Source organism: Sinomonas terricola (genome assembly GCF_034931225.1).
GTDB classification, from domain to species: domain Bacteria; phylum Actinomycetota; class Actinomycetes; order Actinomycetales; family Micrococcaceae; genus Sinomonas; species Sinomonas terricola.
This window is the reverse complement of sequence record NZ_JAYGGQ010000011.1, coordinates 90513-109643: the sequence shown is the minus strand read 5'-3', so window position 1 is coordinate 109643 and position 19131 is coordinate 90513. Positions and strand designations below refer to the sequence as shown.

Annotated in this window: 20 protein-coding genes; 12 read left to right on the top strand and 8 right to left on the bottom strand. The window is 71.2% G+C overall.

Translation table 11 applies throughout. From position 1 onward, the window contains the following. Nucleotides 1-59 precede the first annotated feature (59 nt). Entirely contained in the window at nucleotides 60-434 is a 375-nt protein-coding gene (locus tag SPF06_RS14495; protein ID WP_323279827.1) for a cupin domain-containing protein, read from the top strand. Between the two features lie 62 nt (nucleotides 435-496). On the opposite strand, the gene SPF06_RS14490 is transcribed toward SPF06_RS14495, so the two are convergent. Then, complete coding sequence (locus SPF06_RS14490; RefSeq protein ID WP_323279826.1) at nucleotides 497-1174, bottom strand: type IV toxin-antitoxin system AbiEi family antitoxin domain-containing protein; 678 nt, start codon at nucleotides 1172-1174, stop codon at nucleotides 497-499. A 347-nt stretch (nucleotides 1175-1521) separates the two neighbouring features. Then, nucleotides 1522-2415 carry a helix-turn-helix transcriptional regulator gene (locus SPF06_RS14485; RefSeq protein ID WP_323279825.1) on the bottom strand — a complete coding sequence of 298 codons (894 nt, stop codon included), beginning with the start codon at nucleotides 2413-2415 and terminating at the stop codon, nucleotides 1522-1524. A 134-nt stretch (nucleotides 2416-2549) separates the two neighbouring features. On the opposite strand from SPF06_RS14485, the gene SPF06_RS14480 reads away from it, so the two are divergent. The 6 genes from SPF06_RS14480 to SPF06_RS14455 all read left to right on the top strand — a co-directional run bounded on the left by SPF06_RS14480 (nucleotide 2550) and on the right by SPF06_RS14455 (nucleotide 9097). Then, nucleotides 2550-2873 carry a carboxymuconolactone decarboxylase family protein gene (locus tag SPF06_RS14480; protein ID WP_323279824.1) on the top strand — a complete coding sequence of 108 codons (324 nt, stop codon included), beginning with the start codon at nucleotides 2550-2552 and terminating at the stop codon, nucleotides 2871-2873. Nucleotides 2874-2881: 8 nt separating this feature from the next. After that, nucleotides 2882-3865 carry an aldo/keto reductase gene (locus tag SPF06_RS14475; protein WP_323279823.1) on the top strand — a complete coding sequence of 328 codons (984 nt, stop codon included), beginning with the start codon at nucleotides 2882-2884 and terminating at the stop codon, nucleotides 3863-3865. Between the two features lie 162 nt (nucleotides 3866-4027). Further along, complete coding sequence (locus tag SPF06_RS14470; RefSeq protein WP_323279822.1) at nucleotides 4028-5191, top strand: MFS transporter; 1164 nt, start codon at nucleotides 4028-4030, stop codon at nucleotides 5189-5191. 31 nt (nucleotides 5192-5222) lie between these two features. Beyond that, on the top strand, nucleotides 5223-6245 hold the full coding sequence (locus SPF06_RS14465; protein ID WP_323279821.1) for a zinc-dependent alcohol dehydrogenase family protein: 1023 nt from the start codon (nucleotides 5223-5225) through the stop codon (nucleotides 6243-6245). A gap of 10 nt (nucleotides 6246-6255) precedes the next feature. Further along, a complete protein-coding gene (locus SPF06_RS14460) occupies nucleotides 6256-6642 on the top strand; it encodes a DUF2255 family protein (protein ID WP_323279820.1) in 387 nt (128 codons plus the stop codon). Nucleotides 6643-6682: 40 nt separating this feature from the next. Further along, on the top strand, nucleotides 6683-9097 hold the full coding sequence (locus SPF06_RS14455) for a glycoside hydrolase family 31 protein (protein WP_323279913.1): 2415 nt from the start codon (nucleotides 6683-6685) through the stop codon (nucleotides 9095-9097). A 133-nt stretch (nucleotides 9098-9230) separates the two neighbouring features. Here SPF06_RS14455 and SPF06_RS14450 read toward each other — a convergent pair whose 3' ends face one another. Then, the gene (locus SPF06_RS14450) at nucleotides 9231-9995 is read right to left on the bottom strand and encodes an SDR family NAD(P)-dependent oxidoreductase (protein ID WP_323279819.1); all 765 of its coding nucleotides are present in this window, start codon (nucleotides 9993-9995) and stop codon (nucleotides 9231-9233) included. Nucleotides 9996-10212: 217 nt separating this feature from the next. On the opposite strand from SPF06_RS14450, the gene SPF06_RS14445 reads away from it, so the two are divergent. Both SPF06_RS14445 and SPF06_RS14440 read left to right on the top strand, forming a co-directional pair. Then, a complete protein-coding gene (locus SPF06_RS14445; RefSeq protein ID WP_323279818.1) occupies nucleotides 10213-10602 on the top strand; it encodes a YidH family protein in 390 nt (129 codons plus the stop codon). Next, on the top strand, nucleotides 10599-10937 hold the full coding sequence (locus SPF06_RS14440; RefSeq protein ID WP_323279817.1) for a DUF202 domain-containing protein: 339 nt from the start codon (nucleotides 10599-10601) through the stop codon (nucleotides 10935-10937). Before SPF06_RS14445 ends, SPF06_RS14440 begins: the two co-directional genes overlap by 4 nt. Before the next feature lie 14 nt (nucleotides 10938-10951). Here SPF06_RS14440 and SPF06_RS14435 read toward each other — a convergent pair whose 3' ends face one another. From SPF06_RS14435 to SPF06_RS14425, 3 genes are read right to left on the bottom strand one after another with little or no spacing between them, the layout of a single operon-like run. Beyond that, entirely contained in the window at nucleotides 10952-11335 is a 384-nt protein-coding gene (locus SPF06_RS14435) for a type II toxin-antitoxin system death-on-curing family toxin (RefSeq protein ID WP_323279816.1), read from the bottom strand. Next, nucleotides 11332-11538: a ribbon-helix-helix protein, CopG family gene (locus SPF06_RS14430; protein WP_323279815.1), complete on the bottom strand. Its 207-nt coding sequence runs from the start codon at nucleotides 11536-11538 to the stop codon at nucleotides 11332-11334. Before SPF06_RS14430 ends, SPF06_RS14435 begins: the two co-directional genes overlap by 4 nt. A gap of 49 nt (nucleotides 11539-11587) precedes the next feature. Further along, nucleotides 11588-12895 carry an LCP family protein gene (locus SPF06_RS14425; RefSeq protein ID WP_323279814.1) on the bottom strand — a complete coding sequence of 436 codons (1308 nt, stop codon included), beginning with the start codon at nucleotides 12893-12895 and terminating at the stop codon, nucleotides 11588-11590. A 260-nt stretch (nucleotides 12896-13155) separates the two neighbouring features. On the opposite strand from SPF06_RS14425, the gene SPF06_RS14420 reads away from it, so the two are divergent. The 3 genes from SPF06_RS14420 to SPF06_RS14410 all read left to right on the top strand — a co-directional run bounded on the left by SPF06_RS14420 (nucleotide 13156) and on the right by SPF06_RS14410 (nucleotide 16124). Then, entirely contained in the window at nucleotides 13156-14226 is a 1071-nt protein-coding gene (locus SPF06_RS14420) for an ABC transporter permease (RefSeq protein ID WP_323279813.1), read from the top strand. Next, the gene (locus SPF06_RS14415) at nucleotides 14223-14933 is read left to right on the top strand and encodes an ABC transporter ATP-binding protein (protein WP_323279812.1); all 711 of its coding nucleotides are present in this window, start codon (nucleotides 14223-14225) and stop codon (nucleotides 14931-14933) included. Before SPF06_RS14420 ends, SPF06_RS14415 begins: the two co-directional genes overlap by 4 nt. A 99-nt stretch (nucleotides 14934-15032) precedes the next feature. Beyond that, the gene (locus tag SPF06_RS14410) at nucleotides 15033-16124 is read left to right on the top strand and encodes an ATP-binding protein (protein WP_323279811.1); all 1092 of its coding nucleotides are present in this window, start codon (nucleotides 15033-15035) and stop codon (nucleotides 16122-16124) included. A gap of 111 nt (nucleotides 16125-16235) precedes the next feature. Here the strand turns inward: SPF06_RS14410 and SPF06_RS14405 are convergent, their stop codons facing one another. Both SPF06_RS14405 and SPF06_RS14400 read right to left on the bottom strand, forming a co-directional pair. Beyond that, nucleotides 16236-18209 (bottom strand): bifunctional sugar phosphate isomerase/epimerase/4-hydroxyphenylpyruvate dioxygenase family protein, encoded by a 1974-nt coding sequence (locus tag SPF06_RS14405; RefSeq protein WP_323279810.1) that lies wholly within the window; start codon nucleotides 18207-18209, stop codon nucleotides 16236-16238. After that, nucleotides 18209-19108 carry a shikimate dehydrogenase gene (locus tag SPF06_RS14400; RefSeq protein WP_323279809.1) on the bottom strand — a complete coding sequence of 300 codons (900 nt, stop codon included), beginning with the start codon at nucleotides 19106-19108 and terminating at the stop codon, nucleotides 18209-18211. The genes SPF06_RS14405 and SPF06_RS14400 overlap by 1 nt, the downstream gene beginning before the upstream one ends. Between the last annotated feature and the right edge of the window lie 23 nt (nucleotides 19109-19131).

The following is a 19131-nucleotide window of genomic DNA, read 5'->3' as shown; positions in this document are numbered from 1 at the left end:
CACTCGCTCGGCGCGCCTTCCTACTCTGATGCCGTCCGCACGAGTCAAGGGAGAACGCCATGCCCACCAACATCGTCACGACCTTGGACGTCAAATCCCACGACGAGCCCGACGAGGCGCGCCGGCCGGAGAAATCCGAGATCGACATCGTCACCGTCGGGGACTACACGATCGGGCGCTTCACGTTCGACCCGGGCTGGAGCTGGTCCGAGTGCATCAAGCCCGTGGTGCACACCGACAGCTGCCAGAACAACCACGTCGGGTACTGCGTCGCGGGAACCCTCGAGGTGCGGCACGCGAGCGGGGAGACGGCGACGATCAGGGCCGGAGACTCGTACACCATTCCGCCGGGCCATGACGCGCGCGTTGTAGGCGACGAGAAGTTCGTCGGAATCGAATTCCTGAGCGCCGCGGTCTACGCGAAGCCGGCCTGACCGCCGGAGCCGCCCCCGCCCGGCCCGCCAGGGGATCAAAACGGGCCGGACGGGGACGGAGTCTACAGATGCGCGAACGCGCGCTTCCAGCCCCGGGGCTGGATGCCGGCGAGGTCGATGAACGAACCTGCGAGGGCCCTCCCGTCGCCCAGCGGGAAGCCGTACTCGCGTGCCTGCGGGGCGAGGAACTGGGCAAGCTTCTCGGGGGCCCGCAGCTTGCGCTTCCTGATCGCGTCCCGCAGGAGCCCAGCCACCACGTGGCCCTCCGCGCCGCGCTCCACGAAGTCCGCAATCGTGCGCTCGACCGTGAGCGTCGGCACCGAGTCGACAACGCTGACCTCTCCCGGGCTCAGCGCCTGCACGCGCAGGCTCACGTCGGCGAGGCGCGTGCGGCGTCGGAGCGGCACGATGAACTCGCTCTCGAGCGGGCGGAATAGGCCGATCCCGTGCAGCAGCGCCGCGCTCTCGCCGGCGGCGACGACGCCGGGCACGCCGTCCGCCGTCGTCGGAAGTTCCGGGCCGGCGAGCGCGAGCCAGCGGGCGACGACGACGCCCTGGCCCGTCGCGGGCGACTTGCCTACCCGGTACACGCCTTGGGCCACACGGACGATCACGCCGAGCGCCGCGAGCCGCGACATCTGCTTCCTGCTGATGCCCGCGGCCTCCGCGCGCGCCGTCGTGACGAGGCCCCATCGGTTTCCGGCGAGATCGGCAAGGTGCCCCACTAGTTCCACGGTCATCTCAATCCTTGGTGCTCCGGGGGGCGCGGGAACGAGTTCAAAGGGTCGGCCTTTGAGTGTGCGGTCGCGGAGCCGGCTGCCCCCCAAAAAACACGGATCCGGCGTTTCCGCCGATGTCCCGCGCCATCCAGCCGGAGCCGCGCCCAACACCGCGAGCCTAGATTGCCGATCCGGCGGCTCAGTGGTGAATCAGCCAAAACTCAGTGGCGTTCCGACCCAATATCCGTACCAGCCGGGGCACACGTGTGCCGTCGGGAACCCATTTGGGGCCGACACATCCGAGGTGACGCGGAAGGCGCCTACGTGGCGAGCCGGGCTATGGGAGGCTCAGCGCGCGGGGACCGCCGTCAACGGGACGAGCCGGTCGCCGTCGCCCGCTCAAGCTCTTCGAGGCGCTCCGTCTCCGCCCAGCTCGCAAGCAGGCGCAGGGACTCCTCGGACGGCGAGCCGGGTTCGACGGGGTACACCGTCAGGGTGAGCTCCGGGTCCTCGGCGAGCTGCATGGCCTCGAACATGAGCTCGATGCCGCCGATCACGGGGTGCTGGAAGGTCTTGTTGCCGGAGTAGTGGCGGCGCACGTTGTGGGCGGCCCAGCGGACGCGGAACTCCTCGCTGCGCATCGAGAGCTCCCCGACGAGGTCGGCGAGGCCCTTGTCGTAGGGGTTGCGGCCGGACTCGGTGCGCAGGATCGCGACGTTGTTGTTCGCGGCGAGATCCCAATCGGGGTAGAAGTCGCGCGCGCGGGGGTCGAGGAAGATGAACCGCGAGTGGTTCGCCGGCCGCACGGGGTCCGAGAACATCGGCGCGTAGAGCGCGTAGCCGAGCCGATTCGCGGCCAGAAGGTCCATGCGCCCGTTGCGCACGAAGGCCGGCGCGCCCGTGATCGCGTCGAGCAGGAACTGGACGCTCGGCCGGATGCGCTGCTTCGGGGCCTTGGGCTGGCGGGCGCGCGAGGACGCGTTGGCGGCCCTGGCCAGGTCGAAGAGGTGGTCGCGCTCCGCCTCGTCGAGCTGGAGCCCGCGGACGAGCGCCTCGAGCACGCTCTCCGAAACACCGGCGAGGTTCCCGCGCTCGAGCCGCGTGTAGTAGTCGACGCTCACGCCCGCGAGCATCGCGGCCTCCTCGCGCCGCAGGCCGGGAACGCGGCGATTGCCGCCGAAGACGGTGAGTCCGGCTTGCTCCGGGGTGATGCGCGCGCGGCGCGACGCGAGGAATTCGCGCACTTCCGTCCGATTGTCCATGGGTCCAACGCTATGCGCCGCGCGGGTGCGGGAGGGAGGTACTGGCAGAACCAGTATCGAGAGGGCTCTCCCTCAGCGCCGCGCGAGGCCGTCTCATGGAACCTGGACCCCGGCACAGACGGAAAGGACTCCTGATGCCCGCGCAACAACCCTCGGCGGCGGAAAGACTGTACGGCGACTTCGCACCGGCCCTCGTCGGCTACACCGACAACGTTCTCTTCGGCCAAGTGTGGGAGCGCCCCGAGCTCTCCCCGCGAGACCGCAGCCTCGCGACCGTCGCCGCGCTCGTCGCGGGCGGGAACGCCGAGCAGCTCACGTTCCACCTCGCGTTCGCGAAGCAGAACGGGCTCACCGAGGAGGAACTCGTCGAGGGCATCACGCATCTCGCGTTCTACGCGGGCTGGCCCAAGGCCATGTCCGCGCTGGCCGTCGCCAAGCGCGTGTTCCGCGGAGAATAGGAGCCACCATGGACTACAGGACCGTAGGCTCCACCGGTGTGCGGGTCTCCCCGCTGTGCTTCGGCACGATGTCCTTCGGCGCCGAGGCGGACGAGGAGACCTCGGCCGCGATGTACCGCCGCGTCCGCGAGCGCGGCATCAACTTCTTCGACTCCGCGAATGTGTACGGCGGCGGGGCCTCCGAGGAGATCCTCGGGCGGCTCATCGCCCGCGAGCGCGACGACGTGGTCATCACGTCGAAGGTCTTCTACCCCACGTCGGCCGACGTCAACGCGCAGGGCCTCTCGCGGCGCCACATCATGCAGGCTGTCGAGGCGAGCCTCGCACGGCTCGGCACGGACCGGATCGACTTCTACTTCGTGCACGCTTTCGACCCGGCCACGCCGATCGAGCAGACGCTCCGCGCGCTCGACGACCTCCAGCGCGACGGCAAGATCCTCTACCCCGCCGTGAGCAACTGGGCGGCGTGGCAGATCGCGACCGCACTCGGCGTCTCGGCGCGCGAGGGGCTCGCCCGGTTCGAGCTCATCGAGCCCATGTACAGCCTCGTCAAACGGCAGGCAGAGGTCGAGATCCTCCCGCTCGCGCAGGCTGCGAACCTCGGCGTCATCACGTACAGCCCCCTCGGCGGCGGGCTCCTCACGGGCAAGTACCGGAGCGGGCAGCGGCCCGAGGGCGGCCGGCTCACCGAGAACGCGCGCTACGCGGACCGCTACGGGCTCGAGTCCGACCGCACGACGGCGGAACGTTTCGTCGCCTTCTCGGACGACGCCGGGATCTCGCCCGCCGCGCTCGCCGTCGCGTGGGCGATGGGCCACCCGGGCGTGACCGCCCCGATCATCGGCGCGCGGAATCTCGAGCAGCTCGAGGGCTCGCTCGCGGCGCTCGACGTCGAGATGACGCCCGAGCTGCGGGCGGAGGTCTCGGCGCTTTCGCCCACCCCTGCGCCCGCGACGGACCGAACCGAGGTGCTGACCGGCAAGTGGACCTAGGGTTCAATGCGCCACATTTCACGAGCGAAAAGGCCGGTTCGAGGCCCGATCCGGGCGCGAATTGTGACGAATCGCACCGCCACCCCGCCGACGCAGAACCCTAGACCGAAGGAAGGCACCGTGACGCGCTCCCCCACCGCACGAGCCGCACAAAATCCGACCATGACGACGGGCCTCACGCTCCTGTTCGCCGTGGCCGGCGGCGCGGCCGTGGGCAACCTGTACTGGGCCCAGCCCCTCCTCGACGCCATCGCTGGCGACCTCCACGCCTCGACCACGACCGCGGGCTGGCTCGTCACGGCGACGCAGCTCGGCTACGCGGCGGGCATTCTGCTCATCGTGCCGCTCGGGGACGTGCGCGACCGGCGGCGGCTCGTCGTCATCATGATGCTCGCCTCCGCCGTGGCGCTCGTGCTGTGCGCGCTCGCGCCGTCGATGGCGTTCCTCCTCGTCGCGGTGAGCCTCCTCGGCGTCACGACGGTCGCGGGCCAGATCCTCACGCCGCTCGCGGGGGACCTCGCCGGCGACGCCCGCCGCGGCCGCGTCGTCGGAACCGTCGTCGCGGGGATCCTCACGGGCATCCTCGCATCACGCACTGTGAGCGGGCTCATCGCCGCGGCGGGCGGCTGGCGGGCCGTGTATGCCGTCGCGGCGGTCGGCGTGGTCGTCCTGGCGGCGCTCCTACGCCGCGCGCTGCCGCCCCTCGAGCCCAAGGCGCGCGTCGCATACCCGAAGCTCATCGCGTCGGTGGGCGCCGCCGTGGTGCGGGAGCGCCAGGTGCGGTGGACGCTCGCGCTCTCCTCGACGAGCTTCGCAGTGTTCACCCTCTTCTGGACCTCGCTCACGTTCCTGCTCGCGGCGCCGCCATTCAGCTACCCCGTCGAGGTGATCGGCCTGTTCGGGCTCGCGGGCATCGCGGGCGCCATCACGGTCCAGCGTGCGGGGCGCCTGCACGACCGCGGCTGGTCGCTGCCCGCGACAGGGATCGCGTGGGCGCTCGCGCTCGCGTCGTTCGGCGTGTGCTTCCTCGCGGGGAGCTCGGTGTGGCTCGTGCTCGCGGTGGTCTTCGTGCTCGACATCGCGATCCAGGGCCAGAATGTCCTCAACCAGACCCGGCTGCTCTCGCTCTCGCACGAGGCACGCAGCCGGCTCAACACCGCGTACGTCACGGCGAACTTCATCGGCGGGGCGATCGGCTCGGCGGCCGCCGCCCTCCTGTGGGGCGCGGGCGGCTGGACGGCCGTCTCGGCCGCCGGGACCGCCCTGAGCTGCTTCGCCCTCGCCGTGTGGGCCATCGGGCGGCGCGGGCCGCTCAAGCCCTCCTGAATCCCCAACCCCTCACGAAAGGACACCCTCCATGCGTGGAGCTGTCATCTACGGTCCCGGCGACATCCGCGTCGAGGACCGCGAGGATCCGACGATCCTCAAGCCGACCGACGCTGTCATCCGCCTCGCCGCGACGTGCGTGTGCGGCTCGGACCTCTGGCCGTACCGCGGCGACGACGAGGTCAACGGGCCGAGCCCCATGGGGCACGAGTATGTGGGCGTCGTCGAGGAAGTCGGCAGCGACGTGCGGAACGTCAAGCCGGGCGACTTCGTGGTCGGCTCGTTCTTCGCGTCGGACAACACGTGCGAGATCTGCCGCTCGGGCTACCAGAGCTCGTGCGTCCAGCGCGAGGGAATGGGCGGCCTCGGCTGCCAGGCGGAGCTGCTGCGCGTCCCGCTCGCGGACGGCACGCTCGTCGCGACTCCTGGCATGCCGGACGCCGACCTCATCCCGAGCCTCCTCGCTGCCTCGGACGTGCTCGGCACCGGCTGGTTCGGCGCGGTCGCGGCGGAGGTCGGCCCGGGCAAGACGGTTGCGGTGGTGGGGGACGGCGCCGTCGGGCTCCTCGCGGTGCTCGCCGCCAAGCAGCTCGGCGCCGAGCGGATCATCGCGATGAGCCGCCACGAGCCGCGGCAGAAGCTCGCGCTCGAATTCGGCGCGACGGACATCGTGACCGAGCGGGGCGACGAGGGCGTAGCGAAGGTCAAGGAGCTCACGGGCGGGCTCGGCGCGCACTCGGTCATCGAGGCCGTCGGCACGCAGGAGTCCATGATGCAGGCGATCCGCTCCACGCGGCCGGGCGGTCACGTGGGGTACGTGGGGGTCGCGCACGGCGTCGAGCTCCCGGGCCTCGAGCTGTTCTTCTCGCACGTGCACCTGCACGGGGGGCCGGCTCCCGTGCGCGACTACCTTCCCGAGCTCATCGACCTCATCTGGAACCGGAAGATCAATCCAGGGAAGGTCTTCGACCTCGAACTCCCGCTCGAGGACGCGGCAGAGGGCTACCGGGCCATGGACGAGCGCCGCGCCATCAAGGTTCTGCTGCGGCCATAAGGAGAGAGACATGGCTGGATGGAATCCGGAGGAGCTGCGCCGCATCGTCGACGCCGACGACCTCCACATCGCGCCCTTCCGCGAGGACGGCGCCACGCCGGGCACGCCGACGTGGATCTGGTGCGTCGCGGTCGACGGCGAGCTCTACGTCCGCGGCTACAACGGCACCGCCTCGCGCTGGTACCGGGCCGCCGCAACCCAGGGCGCGGGGCGGATCGAGGCGGCGGGGACCGCGTACGACGTCGCGTTCGAGCCTCTCGCGGGGACCGCGGCCGAGGCGATGAACGCCGCGGTCGACGCCGCCTACCGCACCAAGTACGACGGCAGCCCCTACCTCCCGCCCATGGTGAGCGCGCGGGCCCGGGCCGCGACGGTGAGGATCGTGCCGCGGGCCTGACGGCCCAACGGGCGGGAGACGGAGTAGCGTGGCGCGCGTGATGCCCTACGAGAGCTACCTCCGGTTCACCCGCGTCGACGCGGTCCACGAGACCGCTTCAGGACTCGTCGCCGAGCTGCACGGCGAGCAGCTCCGCGTCGACGTGATCCGCGACGACGTTGTGCGCCTCAAGATGAGCCGCGGCGGGGTGTTCGACGAGCAGCCGACGTACGCGGTGTGCGCCGATCCCACGGGCCTCGGGGCGCCGTTCGCGCTCGAGGCGGGCGACGACGTCGTGCGCCTCCGCACCGAGGCGCTCACCGTCTCGCTGTGGCTCGCCCCGTTCCGGATCGACGTGCACCGTCCGGACGGCTCGGCCGTCATCGAGACAGCTCGGGACGCCGAGGGGCGGTACGACGCGTATGCGACGCTCAACGACGCGTTCACGTTCGCGCGGCGGTGCCGGCCGGACGACGCCGTGTTCGGCCTCGGCGAGAAGACGGGGCCTGGAAACCGCAGGGGGCGGGGCTTCACGCTGTGGAACACGGACGTCCTGAGCCCCTCGGCCACGGGCGAGTTCACGGCAGGCCGGGCCACAACCGACCCGCGCGCCGACCCGACGAGCACCGAGTTCGACCCGTACTACGTCTCCATCCCGTTCCACTACCACCAGGACGCCGCGACGGGGAAGGTCTCGGCCTCCTTCGTGGACAACGGCTACCGCGCGGCGTACGACTTCTCCCCGGGGGACCGCTACCGGGTGCACTTCTCCGGCGGGCAGTACACCGAGTACGTGTTCGCCGGCCCGGACATGCCCGGCATCCTCGAGGCCTACACGTGGCTCACGGGCCGCACCCAGCTGCCGCCGCTGTGGTCCCTGGGCTACCACCAGTGCCGCTGGCACCTTTACGCGCAGTCGGACATCGAGGCGATCGCGGCACGGCTGCGCGAGGAGGCGATCCCGTGCGACGCCCTGTGGCTCGACATCGAATACATGAACGGCTACCGCGTGTTCACGTGGAACGAGGAGCGCTTCCCCGACCCGCAGGAGCTCATCAAGCGGCTCGACGCCGAGGGCTACCGGCTCATCACGATCGTCGATCCCGGCGTGAAGGCCGAGCCCGGCTACGCCGTGTACGACGACGCCGTGCGGCGGGGCGTCCTGTGCCGCACCGAGGGCGGGGACGTGTATATCGGGCAGGTGTGGCCCGGGAACACGGCCTTCCCCGACTTCGCGACCGAGGAGGCCCGCGCGTGGTGGGGCGAGCTCAACGCGGCCCACGTCGCCTCCGGACTCGCGGGCATCTGGAACGACATGAACGAGCCCGCGACCGGCATCATCGACCCCACCCGCATGCGCTTCGACCGGGGCCGGCACTCCCACGAGCGGTTCCACAACCAGTACGCGCTGCTCATGGCCATGGGCACCACCCAGGGGCTGCTCAAGGCGATCCCGGGCCGGCGCACGTTCGTGCTCTCGCGCGCCGGCTCGGCCGGGATCCAGCGGTACGCGGCGAACTGGATGGGAGACAACCTCGCCAATTGGGACCACCTCGCCCTCAGCATCCCGATGGCCACCGGGTTCGGGATCTCGGGGCAGGCGTTCGTCGGGGCAGACATCGGCGGCTTCTTCGGCCACACGAACCCCGAGCTGTTCGCCCGCTGGTTCCAGTACGGCGCGCTCACGCCGTTCTGCCGCAATCACTCGAACATCGGCAACCGGGACCAGTACCCGTGGTCGTTCGGGGAGGCGGTGCTCGGCGTCGTACGCGAGGCGGTGCGGCTGCGCTACCGGCTCCTGCCATATCTCTACGCGTCGTTCGTCCTGGCCGCCGAGACCGGCGCGCCCGTGCAGCGCCCGCTCGTGTTCGACCACCAGTACGATCCCATCACCGCCGACATCGACGACGAGTACCTCCTCGGCCCCGACCTCCTCGTCGCCCCCGTCCTCGCGCCGGGCGTCACGACCCGGCAGGTCTACCTCCCAGAAGGGCACTGGTACGACTGGCACACCGGTGCCCTGCACCGCGGGCAGCGCCACGTCGTGGCCGAGGCGCCCCTCGACCGCATTCCCCTGTACGCGCGCGCAGGCGCCGTCGTCCCGATGTGGGCCGACGCCCCGCCGTCGACCGACGGGCACGCGCCCTCCGCCGTCGAACTCCACGTCTTCGTCCCGGCCGAGGACGGCCTCCATCGGTCCTTCCTCCAGGAGGACGACGGGCTCACGTTCGCCGCGCACGACGGCGCGCGCGTCCGGACCGAGTTCGCGGTGACCCGCGCCGGGAGGCACGTCGCCGTCCGGGCGGTGACCGACGGCGCGGGGTTCGACGGGTTCGCGCGGCGGGAATTCGCCGTCGTCCTCCACGGCGCCGAGCCGGCGCGGGCGACGCACGACGGCGCGGACGTCGCCTTCGAGCGCGAGACGATCCGCTTCGCCAACAGCGGGCAGGGCTTCACGCTCGAGTTCGAGGTCTGAGGCGCCAGCTCCGCGCTCCGCTGGCGGTGCCGGGCCACCAGGCGCCCTTCCCCGCTATTGTGCCGCGGGCCCGCGGCCCAATAGCGGCGAAGCGGCACCGGTGCGCGGAAGCGGCACCGAAGCCCGGGGGCGCCTACGGGAGCTCGACGCCCGTGATCCGTGCGAGCTCCGCAATCACGGCGTCCTGGAACGCGGGATCGGCGGCCGCGGCGGCAGGCTCGCGACGGCGCCCGTGGAACCAGTACCCGCCTGTGGCCTCGGCGTCGGGACCGCCCGCGGCGAGCTGGGCCTGCGTGGTGTGGCCGAGCTCGAGGTCGTCCGGCGCGGACGGCCCGCCCATGCGCGTGGGCACCCAACCGGGGTCGACGGCGTTGCAGCGCACGTCGGGCCACCGTCGCGCGAGGCCGAGCGCGAGCGCCGTCACGTACAGCTTGCTGTCCGCGTACGCCTGCGATCCGTTCCAGCGGCGCTGCGTCCAGTCGATGTCGCGCAGGGACGCGTCCCCGCTGCGGTGCAGCCCACTGCTGAGGTAGACGAGCCGCGCGGGCCGCTCCACGAGCGCCGTGAGGAGGTACGGCGCGAGGACGTTGACCGCGAGGACGCGCGCGTGGCCCTCGGGCGTCGCGAAGCGCTGGGCGTCGGAGTAGATTCCGGCGTTGTGGATGACCGCGTCCATCCGGCCGAGCGCGTTGACCTGCCGCGCGATGTCAACCGTTTCCTCACGGCTGGACAGGTCGCCCACGACGACGCCCGCGGCGCGCGCGCCGAGCCCGCCCAGGTTCGCAGCGCGCTCGAGCGTGCGCGCATGGAGGACGACGGCGTGGCCCGCACCAACGAGCGCCTCCGCGGCGCCGCGCCCGAGGCCCTGCGTCGATCCGGTGATGAAGATCCGTGCCATGGCGCTCCTCCCAACCCCGTGAAGCCAGCCGGCAGCACGTGGCCGGTCGGAACTACCGTACTCGCCCTTACGGCGCCGGTTCTCGGCCGGCCCCGTCAGGTGCGGCGGACGAGCCCGGGCCGCAGCGCACCTGAGTTTTCCTCGACGAGGGCGCGGCGCGGTACTGTCATCGTCAGGCGACCGACGGATCAGCATGCCGCTCGAGGAAGGACGTGATGTGGAGGACTCGAAGCGGACTCCCGTGCCTGAGCCCAAGCGATTCCCCCGTTCCGTCTTCGAGCAGGGAACCGAGCCCGACGTCCGTTTCAGCTTCGCCAACGAACGCACGTTCCTCGCGTGGATCCGCACGGCGCTCGCGCTCCTCGCGGGCGGCGTCGCGCTCGAGGCCCTCGGCCTCGGCATGAACCCGCCGCTGCGGCTCGCGGCGTCCCTCCTCCTCATCGTGATCGGCATCCTCGTCTCGCTCCAAGCCTGGGTGGGCTGGAGGCGGGCCGAGGTCGCGCTCCGAACCGGCTCTCCGCTGCCGTCCGCGCCGCTCTCCCTCCCGCTCGCGCTGAGCCTCGCCGTCGTCGGCGTCCTCGTGCTGCTCGGGGTGCTCGTCAAGTGAGCGTGTTCGACCCCGGCCTCCAGCCGGAGCGGACGGGGCTCGCCTGGCAGCGCACGTGCCTTTCCTTCCTCGGGGGCTCGCTCGTCGCGATGAAGGTGCTTCCCCAGGTCTTCGGCGCGTGGACCATCTGCTTCGGCGCGGCCGGGGCGATCGAGGCGACGATCCTGCTCGTCGCCGTGCACCGGAGGTACCGAACGCGCCATCGCCTCCTCACGGAGAACAGGGCCGAGCCTGCCCCCATTGCCGACGGCCGGCTCGTGGGCGCGCTCGCGCTCTCGACCGTGGCCGCCGGAGTCGTGTCGCTCTGGCTCGCCATCGCGATCCACTTCGGCTGACGCCGCCGGCACGCTCAGGTGAGGGGAATCCCTGCCGGTCGGAGGTGCGCCGCGAGGGTCTGAGCCGACTTCTCGAGCTCGATGCTTCCTTCGGCGACGCCCACCACGAGGTCGAAAACCTGGTCGGGGCTCATGTCGTGCTCTGCTCCATTGAGCGCGAGGAAGACAACGACCAGGACCCATGCGCTGCGCTTGTTGCCATCGACGAGCGGATGGTTCCGCGTCGCGGACTCCAGCAGGGCGGCAGCTTGGAGAGGCAAGGTCGGATACGCAAACTGGCCCGACACGGTCGTGGTGGGTCGGGCGAGAGCTGAACCCAGCAGACCAGCATCCCGTACGTGAAATCCTATCCGGGCTATGAGAGTCAGCGCCTCGTCCAGTTCGAGGAACGCGCTCACGCGTCAGCCAGGCGCTCGAGCGCCTCCCGGTCGTGCACTAAGGCGAACTGGAAGCCACGCTCGATCACCGCCTCTCGGCGGCTCTTCTCAACGAGCTGACGCGCGGCCTCGACCAACAGCGCGCTTTTCGACATGTGGCGCTCGGCGGCGAGATCCTCCAGATCGCGATCGAGCTCTTCCGGAAGCCTGAGAGTCATTGCCATCACTCAATGATACCGGATTGGTATCAGATCCTTGGAACGTCGGGTCCTTCTATTTCACGCACGGGATCCCGCCGCCCTGGAGCGCGCCTGTCCAGTCGGCGTAGACGCTCGGCGCGGACGACGACGGCGCCGCGGCCTGCGTGCCCGAGGCCGCCTGGGCGGCGGGTCCCGGAGCGCCGGCGCCGCCTGTCAGGGCGGGCACCGCGGCCGGGGCGGCTGAAGCGGAAGGCGCGGGCGCCGTCGTACTCGGCTTGGGCGGCGCGAGCAGGGCTCGGACCACGGCCTGGACCTGGGCGACGTCGACGGTGTTGATCGAAAGGCCCTCAGGAGACCATCCGAAGCCCGTGATCGGAAGGGTCGTGAAGGAGATGCTGCCGCCGGTCAGGGACGTCGCCTCCTGGGCGAGCTGGACGAGGTCGAGCCCTGTATCGACCGCAATGTTCTTGCTCACCGCGTCGAAGACGCCCTCCATCTTCGGCAGATCCGTGAACGTGCCCGCCTGCTTGAGCTCGTGCAGGACCGAGACGACGAACGCCTGCTGACGCCGCTCGCGGTCGAGGTCGCTGAAGGCGTAGGTCGGATCGCTCGTGTCGCGGCGCTGGCGCACGAAGGCGACGGCCTGCTTCGCGGTGATCTGCTGCATGCCGGCATGGAAGTCGGCCCCGGAGTACGTATCCCTCGTGGCGCGGTTGACGCAGACCGTGATCGGGGCAACGGCTTGGGCGACCTGATAGAAGGCGGCCATCGTGACCTCGACGAAGTGATCGATGTGGACACTTCCGAGGAACTTTGTGACCGTCGCGATCTCGGCCCGACGCCCGGCGTCCCGCGCCTCCTGGTAGGTCGCGTCGTCGTCGGGCTTCCCCTGCCGAAGCAGCGCGGTCCGCGCGGCCTCGAGCCCATACCCGTAGGCCTCCTTGATCTTCGCTTTGAAGCCCGCGCCTGGGAACCCCGCCGTCTGCACGTAGTCGTCGCGGGGGATCGAGATCGCGGTGGCCTTCGAGCCGTCGGCGGGGATGTGCACGAGCATGAGGACGTTCGAGTTGTAGCCGCCCACGTCGTCGCCGCCGGCGTGGAGGGCGTCGTAGACCTCGGCCGGGAGCGGCTTGCCGTTCTCGTCGAGGCGCGAGTCGAGGCCCATGATGAGGATGTTGGTGTCCTGGGTGAGCTTCGGGACAACTTGGACGGGCTGAATCGACGGGCCCTCCTCGCTGGGCGGCGCCTCAAGGGCTCCGGAACGGTGGATGTTCGCCGCGAGGCGGGCCGCTTCCTGCCCCGCGTAGGCCACGCCGCCTGCCCCCACGAGGGCGACGACGATCGAGAGGCTCGCGAGAACCCGAGGCCAGCGTCGCCGCATCCGAAAGCGACGCCCGGCCCGCGCACGGGAATGCCCGCCGCCGGCCGCTCGCCTGCGCCGCGGCCTTCCGCGCCCGCCGCGACCACCGACCATCCCCCAGTCCCTTCCGGCCCGGCACCCGCCGTTCCCGCTCAATGCACGGCGATTTGGCGGCCGCCGGGCGACCCGAACTCGGGTAAGGAGACGATACGACACGCCTCGGCCCGCGGACTAGCCTCCTCGCCACGCCGCCGACTTTGACGCATCCTCACTCTTGGGGGGTGATCTCCCTCATCGCGCTGCTCGTCGTCCTTTTGTCCGGGCTCGCCGCGGGACTCGCGAACGACGGCGTGTCCGGCCTCCGCGCGATGCCCGCCACGAGCTTTGCCTTCAGCAAGGGCACGATCACCGACAACGCCTTCAGCCGGTCGCAGACCGACGCCCAGCAGCTCGCCGCGTGGCGGGAGGCACCGGGCGTCTCCCACTCCGAGCCCCTCGGGGTGACCCCCGCCCACGGCACCATCGCGGGCGGCGGGCAGGCAGACCTGACCCTGTTCGGCGTCGACCCCTCGGGCTTCCTCTCCCCTGCCGTCTCGAGCGGGGACCGGCTCTCGACGCCAGGCGGCATCGTCGTCTCGGAGACGGCAAAGGCCAAAGGCTTCGAGCTCGGCACAAAGATCACGCTCGACCGCACGGGCGTCGAGCTCACGGTCGTGGGCTTCACCAAGGGCCAAGCGACTTTCGGGCACGTCAACGTCGCCTACCTCCCACTCGACACGTGGCGGCTCATCGCCTCGGGCGCCGCCGGCGCCCCGGCCCCCACCGACCCGAGCGCCTACCCCTACGCGAGCGCCATCGCCGTCCAGGCCACCGCCGGGAGCAGGCCAGACCTTGCCGCGATCGACGAGCACGCCGGCACGCTCTCGATGACCAAGTCCCAGGCCTTCAACGCGTCCCCGGGCTACCAGCCGGAGACCCTCACGCTCACGCTCATCCAAGTCTTCCTGTACGCGATCAGCGCGCTCGTCGTCGGCGCGTTCTTCACGGTCTGGACGATCCAGCGAAAGCACGAGATCGCGGTCCTGCGCGCGATCGGCGCCTCGGCCGGGTACCTCCTGCGCGATGGGATCGCCCAGGCCGCGATCCTGCTCGGCGCGTTCACGGCGGCGGGCGCGGGCCTCGCCGTCGTCCTCGGGGCCCTCATGCCCTCAGCGGCGCCGTTTAGCTTCGAGCCCGCGCCGATCGCCCTCGCCATGGTCCTCACCATCGGCCTGGGGCTTGCTGGCGCCGCCATCGCGGTGCTGCGCATCACCCGCGTCGACCCCATCACAGCCCTCGGAGGAAACCGATGACCACCCGCCCCGACGCCACGCCCGCGCTCGACTTGACAGACGTCGTCCTCGAACTCGGCGACGGCGACGCAAGCGTCCGCGCGCTCGACTCCGTCTCGCTCCAGCTCGACCCCGGCGAGTTCGCCGCCGTCGTCGGCCCGTCCGGCTCGGGGAAGTCCTCGCTGCTCGCCGTCGCGGGGCTGCTCTCGCGGCCCACGTCAGGGTCGGTGCGCCTCCACGGGATCGACGTCGGGGACCTCTCCCCGGCCGCTGCGGCGCGATTCCGGCTCGAGAACATCGGCTTCGTGTTCCAGTCGGGCAACCTCATCCCCGCCCTCACGGCCGCGGACCAGCTCCGGCTCGCCGCGCGGCTGGCCGGGAACCGCGACCTCGACCCCCTGCCGCTCCTGCGGGCCGTCGGGATGGAGCACCGCGCGGGCCACCGCCCCGGGCAGCTCAGCGGCGGCGAGCGTCAGCGCGTCGGGATCGCTCGCGCCCTCGTCAACCGGCCTTCGCTCCTGCTGGTCGACGAGCCGACCGCCGCGCTGGACCGACGGCGCAGCGAGGACGTGGTGCAGCTCCTCGCCGAGCAGGCCTCCGCGTTCGGCGTCGCGGTGCTCATGGTCACGCACGATCAGGAAGTGCTCAGGCACTGCGACCGGGTCCTCGAGATGGTGGACGGTCGGCTGGGCGAGCTCGCGGTGGCGGAGGGCGGGTCGGCGGGATGACCACCCGTCGGCGTCTTGACCGTCCGCCCGCGAAGCGCGCTACGATCGCTAGAGATTAACCGGATTAACCGGATTAACCGAGATCTACCGGGAGGCCTCGTGCAGAATCCGTTCCGGCCGACGGCGGGGGCCACACCGCCCGTCATCGTGAGCCGCCACGGCATCCTCAGCGAATTCGAATACGGGCTCACGATCAGGTCCGGCGCACCGGGCCTCCTCACGATCTTCACCGGGACGCGGGGCATTGGCAAGACCGTCATGCTCAGCGCGGCCGAGGAGGCCGCGCAGGCGCAGGGGTGGCTCGTGATCTCCGAGACCGCCACGGCCGGGTTCATGGCCCGGATCGGCGAGGCGATGCGGCGGGCGTTCGAGGAGCTCGGGGAAAAGCCAAGCGGCCGCCGCATCACGGGCGTCACGCTCGCGGGCTTCGGGGTGACGACCCAGCTCGCACCCGAGGAGCAGGTGGGCTGGCGCGAGGCCGGCGAGAAGCTCCTCAACGCCCTCGACACCCACGGCACGGGCCTCGCCATCACGGTCGACGAGGTGCACGCCGCGGATCGGGGCGAGATCGCGGCGCTCGCGGCGAACGTCCAGCACTTCATCCGCGAGGGGCTCCCGATCGCCCTCGTGTTCGCGGGGCTGCCGTCGGCGGTGTCCGACCTGCTCAACGAGGGCGTCGCGACGTTCCTCCGACGGGCCGACCGCATCGACCTCCACGCCGCCTCCGTCGATGAGACGGCCGATTCCTACGCGAAGCTCTTCGCGCAGGGCGGCCACAGCCTCGAACCCGCGCTCGCCCGCGCGGCCGCCGAGGCCACGGGCGGGTATCCGTTCCTCATCCAGCTCGTCGGCTACAGCCTGTGGCAGGAGGCCGAGGCCGGTCCGCTCACTGCGGACGCCGTGGGCCGCGCGATCGCCGCGGCCCGACGGCGGAACGAGCGCACCGTGATCGAGGCCGCGCTCTCGACCGCGAGCGCGCGCGACATGGATTTCCTCGCCGCCATGGCCGACGACGACGGCACCTCCGAAGCGGGCGAGATCGGCCGGCGCATGGCCGCGAGCCCGAGCCTCGTGGGGAAGTACCGCGCACGGCTCATCGACGCGGGGCTCGTTGAACCGGCGGGCTACGGCCGCGTCGAGTTCGCGATCCCGGGGCTGCGGGAGTACCTGCGGTCACGCGTGCGGCGCTGAGGCGGGTGCTACGACCGTCCGCCGGACCAACGCTCAGATGAGGGTCGGGCGCCTGGCCCCGGCCCAGCTCGAGGATGTCGAGCGGGCGCTTCTGGTCTTCCTCGGCATCGCCTAGCGGTGGCCCCCCGGGTGCCCGGCCAACTGCGCGTCGTGCTGGGCTGCGTGCCGGATCGGCGCGTTGGGCGCCCCGAAGCCCTCGTAGCCGCCGATCCGCTGCACGACCTCGAAGAACACGCTCCCCACGGTCGCCGTGTAGAAATGCAGGAACTCGCCGTCGGCGTCCCGGTCGTAGAGGAGGTCGAGCTCGCGGAGCGTCGCGAGGAAGTCCGGGGAAAGGCCGTAGCGCGCGTCGAGATCCTCGTAGTAGTTCTCGGGGATCGGCAGGAACGGCAGCCCCCGCCGGCGGCAGGCCCGCGCGGTCTCGACCAGGTCCGGGACCGCGATCGCGATGTGCTCCTGGAACGTGTCCCGCACGGTGCCGCGGACGGTATCCGCCTGGATCCAGGGCGCGAGGTTGAGCACGAGCCGCACGGCGCTTTCGCCGCCGGCCCCGGCCTGCATGACCTGCGAGCGCACGAGCCCCGTGGGACTCGAGACGTCCTGCGAGGGCTGCGGGCTCAGCGCGAGCACCGACGAGTAGAAAAGCACCGCCTCGTCGTAGTGCTGCCACGGCTGGGCGAGGTTGATGTGGTCGATATGCGCCGAGGCGAACGGAGCGGCCGACGGCGCGTGTTCGGCTGAGGCGACGCCCGAACCGAATTCGTTGACCCAGAGCGCATCCTGGCACAGGAACACCTCGGTGCCGTCCGGCGCCTGGACCGCCTGCAGTACCTCTTCGTTCGCCTGCGATGTCCGCGGCACGGGCGCGGCCTTGAGCTGGACGGCGCGAGCGACGGCGGCGACCGAGTTCTCGACGTCGAACCCGAGCGCGGAGATCGCCGGGTCGACGCCGCGGGCCTGCTGGCGGTTGAGGATGATGCGGGCGTCGCCGAGCGTCCAGAGGTTTACGGGCTTCGTGCGGTGCTCGCCGTGCGGCTCGAAGCCGAGCTGGGAGAGGAGCCGTTCGAGCTCGGCCGTCGCGGCCGCACCCTCGGCCGACTTGATCTCGGCGAAGTTGACGCCCGACGGCGGTGCCACCTGCGGGAGCGTCGTGAGCGGCATGGGGTAGGCGCGGGACGCCGCGGCGAGCTGTGCCGGGGTGGGGGCGGCGGCGTCGTCGTCTGCGTCGCGGCCCGCGGCGTCGGCAAGGCGTGCCGCATCGGACACCGCGAGGTGCTTCGCCGTGCGCTCCTCAAGCCAGATGAGGGAGCGCATCGCGTCGACGGCGGTGCGCTCGACGTCGGCCTGCCGGAACGTGTCGTTGAAGACCTCGAGGGACACCGGACCGTTGTAGCCCGTCCGTGCTACATGCCCGAGGAACTTGGGCAGGTCGAACTGCCCCTCCCCCGGGAACACCCGGTAATGGCGGCTCCAGCTGAGCACGTCCATGGAGAGCTTGGGCGCGTCCGCGACCTGCACGAAGAAGATCTTCTCGCCCGGGATCTGCTCGATCGGCTCGGTGTCCCAGCCGCGGGAGAGGATGTGGAACGTGTCGAGGCACGTGCCGAGGTTGGGGTGGTCGGCGTCGGCGACGAGGCGCCACGCGTGCTCGAAGTCGTTGACGTACGTGCCCCACGCGAGGGCCTCGTATGCGACCTTGACGCCGTAATCCGCGGCGAGCTTCGCGAGCCCGTGAAGCTGTTCGGCGCGCAGCGCATCGTCGTCGATACTCGCGGTCGCGACATTGCTGCAGACCAGAATCGTGTCGATCCCGAGCCGGCCCATGAGCTTGAACTTCGCCTCGGCGCGGCGCAGGTTCGCGCGGTACAGCTCGTCAGGCACGGAGTCGAGGTCGCGGAACGGCTGGTAGAGATCCAGCCCCAAGCCCTGGTCGTCGGCGAGCGCGCGCACGTCCTCGGGGCTCAGCGGAGAGGTGATGAGGTCCGTCTCGAAGATCTCGACACCGCCGAAGCCGGCCTTCGCGGCGGCCCGCAGCTTCTCTTCGAGCGTCCCGGACAGGCAGACGGTCGCGATTCCCGTGCGCATCAGCGAACCCCCGCCGCGGTGGCGACAGCTTCTCGCTCGATGAGCTCGAGGAAATGCGCGCGCATCCGCTCGGCGTCCGGCTCAAGGCCCGTGAAGATGCGGAACGCGTCGACGGCCTGGCCCACGGCCATGCGCCCGCCGTCGAGCACGCGGCAGCCGATGGCCCGGGCCTCGCGAACGAGCTGCGTCTCGATGGGCCGGTACACAATGTCCGCGACCCACTGCCGCGCATCCAGGAGCGAGGTATCGAACGGTGTGCCCGGGTGCGCGGCCATCCCCATGGGCGTGCAGTGGACGACGCCGTCCGCCGCCTCGAGCAGCGAGGCGAGCCCCGCCGTCGTGCGCCCCTCGACGGACGCGCTCGGGAAGAGGTGCGCGAGCTCGGCGGCGCGCTCCTCGGCGCGGGCGCCGTCGACGTCGACGATGCTGAGGTGCTCGACTCCCGCCGCGAGCAGCGCATAGGCGACGGCGGAGCCGGCACCGCCCGCGCCGAACTGGACGACGCGCCCGAGCGCCGCGCCCGGAAGCCCCGCGCGGAAGGCGCTCAGGAAGCCCGACCAGTCCGTGTTGTGGCCCACCGTGGTGCCGTCCGGGCGGATGACGACCGTGTTGACGGCACCGAGGCGCGCGGCGTCGTCGTCGATCTCGTCGAGGTATGCCAGGACGAGCTGCTTGCACGGGTGCGTGATGTTGAGGCCGTTGAAACCGAGGTTGCGTGCGGCGCGCACGAGCTCGCCGACGCTCTCGGCCGGGAGGCCGAGCGCCGCGAGGTCGATGGGCCGGTAGAGGTAGAGGAGCCCGTGGGCCGCGCCCTCGCGCTCGTGCATGGGCGGGGTGAGGGAGGGCGTGACGCCGTCGCCGATCAGGCCGATCAGGTACGACTCGCTGGGGAGGCTCACTCGGAGTCCTTTCAGTTTCTCTT

Bases quoted from the DNA above. Each gene is read 5' to 3' on its own strand.
- SPF06_RS14495 (WP_323279827.1), top strand. From the start codon at position 60: ATGCCCACCAACATCGTCACGACCTTGGACGTCAAATCCCACGACGAG.
- SPF06_RS14490 (WP_323279826.1), bottom strand. From the start codon at position 1,174: ATGACCGTGGAACTAGTGGGGCACCTTGCCGATCTCGCCGGAAACCGA.
- SPF06_RS14485 (WP_323279825.1), bottom strand. From the start codon at position 2,415: ATGGACAATCGGACGGAAGTGCGCGAATTCCTCGCGTCGCGCCGCGCG.
- SPF06_RS14480 (WP_323279824.1), top strand. From the start codon at position 2,550: ATGCCCGCGCAACAACCCTCGGCGGCGGAAAGACTGTACGGCGACTTC.
- SPF06_RS14475 (WP_323279823.1), top strand. From the start codon at position 2,882: ATGGACTACAGGACCGTAGGCTCCACCGGTGTGCGGGTCTCCCCGCTG.
- SPF06_RS14470 (WP_323279822.1), top strand. From the start codon at position 4,028: ATGACGACGGGCCTCACGCTCCTGTTCGCCGTGGCCGGCGGCGCGGCC.
- SPF06_RS14465 (WP_323279821.1), top strand. From the start codon at position 5,223: ATGCGTGGAGCTGTCATCTACGGTCCCGGCGACATCCGCGTCGAGGAC.
- SPF06_RS14460 (WP_323279820.1), top strand. From the start codon at position 6,256: ATGGCTGGATGGAATCCGGAGGAGCTGCGCCGCATCGTCGACGCCGAC.
- SPF06_RS14455 (WP_323279913.1), top strand. From the start codon at position 6,683: ATGCCCTACGAGAGCTACCTCCGGTTCACCCGCGTCGACGCGGTCCAC.
- SPF06_RS14450 (WP_323279819.1), bottom strand. From the start codon at position 9,995: ATGGCACGGATCTTCATCACCGGATCGACGCAGGGCCTCGGGCGCGGC.
- SPF06_RS14430 (WP_323279815.1), bottom strand. From the start codon at position 11,538: ATGGCAATGACTCTCAGGCTTCCGGAAGAGCTCGATCGCGATCTGGAG.
- SPF06_RS14425 (WP_323279814.1), bottom strand. From the start codon at position 12,895: ATGCGGCGACGCTGGCCTCGGGTTCTCGCGAGCCTCTCGATCGTCGTC.
- SPF06_RS14415 (WP_323279812.1), top strand. From the start codon at position 14,223: ATGACCACCCGCCCCGACGCCACGCCCGCGCTCGACTTGACAGACGTC.
- SPF06_RS14405 (WP_323279810.1), bottom strand. From the start codon at position 18,209: ATGCGCACGGGAATCGCGACCGTCTGCCTGTCCGGGACGCTCGAAGAG.